Annotated in this window: 1 protein-coding gene; it reads left to right on the top strand. The window is 58.2% G+C overall.

Annotated elements, in window-relative coordinates:
- Window positions 1-169: 169 nt before the first annotated feature.
- Window positions 170-4,951 (top strand): polysaccharide lyase family 8 super-sandwich domain-containing protein (locus tag WMO45_RS13525; protein WP_349141414.1); only part of this gene is annotated, 4,782 nt, incomplete at its 3' end.

A 4,951-nucleotide genomic window follows, 5' to 3' on the forward strand; every position in this document is an offset into this window, starting at 1 on the left:
ACTTCGTCAACGGCCACATCCTGTATGTGGACGGCGGCATCCTCGCCTACATCGGCAAGCAGCCCTGAGCGGGCACACCAATTCCATCTGAACTACACGATATCCACAGGCAGCCCTTGCGCGCAGTCTGTGGATATCGCGGCAATTGGGGAGAAAAAAGGAGGAAGTCATGAAACAGGCAAGAAGATGGTTGTCCCTGACCCTTTGTTTTGCCATGGCATTCCAGACGCTGCCCGCTGTTGGGGCGGCAGATGCCTCGACAGTGCTGGCATCCTGTGATTTCCAGTCAGATGCCGTGGGAGAAGCACCGCAGGGCTGGGATGCGTTTGCCACGGATGGGGCCGATCCCGCCCAGAGCTGGGTCCAGGTTCTGACTGACCCGGAGGACCCGGATAATCAGATCTTGGCGGTATCCGCGACCCAGACGGGGTATGAGTCCTACGCCACCTGGCCGCTGCCCGAGACCATTGACGGGGAGGGACTGGTGAGCCTGCGGGTTTACTTCCCGTCGGATGAGACGCTGAACCCGGATGGCCTGCCGGATTCGGCGGGTGTGCACCTCTTCGCGCCCTCGGGCAAGCAGGCGGTCAGCCTGATGAACAAGGGCAGCAGCAGTGCACTGGGGCACCGTCCCGGTACGTCTCCCACCAAGACTCTGGAGCTTCAGAGCATTGAGACCGGCGTATGGTATGACCTGGATATCCGGGTAGATGTACAGGAAAATACCTATGCCGTGTGGCTGGATGGGGTACAGCTGCCTGCGGACGCGGCGGAGCAGTTCTCCTTCCGCTATGCCCAGGATGGAGTCAGCGCCGTGCGTGTGGCTGCACCCAAGAACATCAACGGAACCATCTATGCCGATGATATCGTGGTGCGCACCGGGGCGGCGGAGGAGATCGTCTCCGTTGAGGCACCCGAAGGAATACAGGCGGCCTTTGGAACTGCTTTTGCGGAATTGGGACTGCCGGAGACGGTGACGGTTACCTTGGCTGGCGGCGGTAAGGCACAGGTGCCTGTGAGCTGGGAGAGCGCGGATTACCACCCCGATCAGCCAGGAGAACAGGTGATCTCCGGGATGCTGGAGACGGGAGCGCTCTATGAAAATGGACTGGGACTGAAGGCCGAGCTGCAGGTGACGGTGGCCGAGGACACGGTGGATCGCAATATCACCGCCGTGGCAGACCTTCCGGCCATTACTGTCCTGCCCGGCACACCGCAGGAGAACATTCCTTTCCCTGAGTATGTAGAGGTCACCCTGGAGCCGGGCGGTTCGGCCCAACTGCCGGTGTCCGGCTGGACAGCTGAAGGGGACTATACGCCCGACGTTGAGGGAGACTATGTTTTCCAGGGCGAACTGGCTTTGAACGGTACAGTAAAAAATCCGCAGGGACTCACGGCCCAGGTGACGGTACAGGTACGCCGGGACGTGGAGGCGGAGGCCTTCCAGACGGTGAAGGCGCGCTGGCGGGAGTATCTCATCGGCGGTACGCTGGATGAGAGCGATCCGGAGGTGGCAGCCTATATCGAGGGCATCAACACAGCCGCCAATGAGGTATGGGCTACCCTGATTAAGGCCAGTGAGCACCCTGACCGGACGCTCCTGTGGCCGGAGCTGGACATGAATACCGGTACGCCTCATTATGAACATGGCGATACCAGCGTTCCGGCCCGGGAGGAATTCAATGAGGTGGGCACCAGTTTTTCCCGGCTGCTGTCTCTGGTCAAAGCATACAGTACCAAGGGCTGCGACCTCTACCAGAATGAGCAGGTGCTGGACGAGATCCTTGCAGGGTATGACCTGTTGACAAAGAGCTACTACAATGCCGACGCCATGCTCTACGGAAACTGGTATACCTGGGAGATCGGTATCCCGCAGAGCTTCCTTCAGGGGCTGATGATCCTGGGGGATGCAGTACCTCAGGACAAGCTGGACGGCTATCTGGCCATTCTGGACCACTTTGTGCCGGACAGCACCACGGGAACCACGCGTCCTACCCTTACCTCACCCGGCGTTATGACGGGCGCCAATCTTTTGGATAAAGCCAGCTCCTGTGCCATGATTGCTGTGCTTTCCGAGAATGGGGAGCAGTTGGAGCTGGTGAAGAGCGAGGTCAAACAGGTATTCCGCTATGCCAACAACACCAACGACGCAATCAACAGCGGCGACGACGGCTTCTGGCAGGATGGCTCCTATATCCAGCATGAGGGAATTGCCTATAATGGCGGCTACGGAGCCACCTTGTACCGGCAGATCGGCATTTTCTTCGCTATGTTCCACGACACCCCTTGGCAGTTTACCTATGAGGACAACGCGCAGGATATTGTTTACAACTCCATCTTTGAAGGTTTGGAGCCGCTGATTTATGACGGGCATTTTATGGACATGACTGCCGGGCGCGGTATCACCCGTACAGCCGAAAATGACCGGCAGCGCACGGTGGGGATTCTGACTGCCCTGCTGCCTTATCTGGGGTCCATGCCCACCGAGGAGATGGAGCGTCGCTTTGAGAGCATGCTCAAGTACTACATCGGCCTGGACGAAGACTACTTCTATGCTCAGACCGGCAACATCCATGCGCTGCTGCTGGCCAAAGAGCTGATGGCCGACGACACCGTGGAGCCGCGTGGGGAATACGCCCTGCACAAAACCTATCCCTCCATGGACAAGACGGTACATAGTATGGTCGATTATTGCTTTGCCGTATCCATGCACTCCAACCGTACGTATAACCACGAATTTATCAACGACGAGGGCAAGCGCACCTGGAACATCTCCGACGGCATGACCTACCTTTATAACGGCGATGACCAGTACGGCGGCGGCTATTGGGCCACTGTGGATCCCCGGCGTCTGCCCGGTACCACCACAGAATTTGTGATGCGGGGCGACGGTGTTGGACAGGACAAGACCAATCCCTTCCCCTTTGTGGGAATGGCGGTGCTGGGCGACCTATACGGCGTCACCGGGATGCATCTGAAGACCCTGGGCAACGGCAGCAGCAAGGACGGAACTGAAGCTAAGAAGTCCTGGTTTATGTTTGACGATGAGATCGTGGCCCTGGGCAGCGGTATTACCTCCAATACCGGCAATTATGTGGAGACCGTCATTGACAACCGGCGCATTGCCGCCGACGCCTCCAATGAAGTGCAGGTCAACGGCGTAGTCCGGGACGACGTACTGGACAATGGGCCGGAGACGGAAGAAGTGACCTCCCGCTTCCTGCGTATCAGCGATGCCTCTGACGCCAGCGGCAGCTTTACCATTGACTTTTCCTCCTTCCTGGCAGAGGCTGGCGTGAAAGAGGGAGAATCTGTTACGGTGGAGACTCAGATCCGATTCCCCACGGCGGTGAATTTCTTCCAGACCAATTTGCTGGATGCCGAGGGCAATCAGGTGGCCTATACCTTCAGCCGGAACAGCGACAAGAGCTACCAGTCCCGCAATACGGATAACGGGAATGTGGACACCAAGCTGGGAACCTATAAAACCAATTCCTGGTTTACCCTGACTTTTGTCACAGATCCTCAAAACAAACAGTTCACCGTCACTATGGCGGTCTCTGGCAGCGAGCCGGTGACCAAAACCCTGCCTTATGCCAATGCTGCAGCCGGGGACGCAGTTAAAATCCGCTTTGGCACCCAGAGCAGCAACACGGTAAACGGGAGCCTGGATGTAAATTATGTCAAGGTTTCTGCCGGTGGGCAGGAGGTCTTTTCGGAAGATTTCTTCCAACTGAATACGTCATCTCTGCCTTCCTGGGCGTCCATTACCCAGAATCCTGCACAAAATGTGGAGGTTACGGTGGAAAATGTCACCGCACCATCAGCTCCGAAAGGAACTGTGATCGAAGAGGTCAGCACCATCCATCTTCAGGGGGAAGAAGGAAGCCAGATCGGTTATTATTTCCCTGAGCCCTCTTCCGTCAAGGTACTTAAGGAAGTACGCACCGGCGACTGGAGCGATGTGGGTCCTGGCAGTGGTGAGGTGACCAACGGTTTTGCCACATTTGCCTTTGACCATGGACAGAAGCCCAGCGATGCAGCATATGCCTATGTGGTACTGCCCAACAAGAGCGAGGAAGAGACCCAGGCCTATGCCGATCAGACTCAGTCGGATATTACCATTCTGGCCCAGACCAACGATGCCCATGTGGTACGGGAAAACACCCTGCACATTACCGCGGGCAACTTCTGGAATGCCACAGAGCAGTTCGTGGGTGGCATCCAGGTAAGCGCTCCCGCCTGTGTAATGGTACGGGATGGGGAGGGAGAATTGACGTTCTCGGTCTCCGATCCCACCCAGCGGGGGGATTCTATCACCGTAACATACGACGGTACAGCAACGGCGCTCCTCTCTGGGGAAGGCGTGGAAGTGATCAGCCTGGATCCTGTGACCTTTGTGGTAGACACTACACAATCCTATGGAGAGAGCTACTCGGTTTGTTTTGCATGTGAGCCTGATTCCCCCGTGGTTACCGGCGTTACTGTCTCTCCCGACACCGCCAGCGTGCAGGTGGGCACCACCCAGCAGTTCAACGCCGTGGTGGAGGGCGAGAACGAGCCCGACCAGGCCGTGACCTGGAGCGTGGAGGGCGCTCAGTCTGAGACCACTTCCATCTCCGACACCGGCCTGCTGACCGTGGCCGAGGATGAGACTGCCGAGACCCTCACCGTCACCGCCACCTCCGTGGCCGACGAGGAATTCTCCGGCACCGCTACCGTCACCGTTACCGCCGCCCCGGTGGAGACCTATACCCTCACCGTCAACGGCGGCACCGGCTCCGGCGAGTACGAGGCCGGCGCCCAGATCACCGTCACCGCCAACGCCCCCGAAGAGGGCATGCAGTTCGTGAACTGGACCGCCGATGGCCTGAAGCTGGAGGATGACACCGCCAGCACCCTGACCATCACCATGCCGGCCAATGCCGTGACCCTGACGGCCAACTACGAG

Origin of the sequence: Flavonifractor hominis, from assembly GCF_040095835.1 — a bacterium.
Classification (GTDB): domain Bacteria; phylum Bacillota; class Clostridia; order Oscillospirales; family Oscillospiraceae; genus Flavonifractor; species Flavonifractor hominis.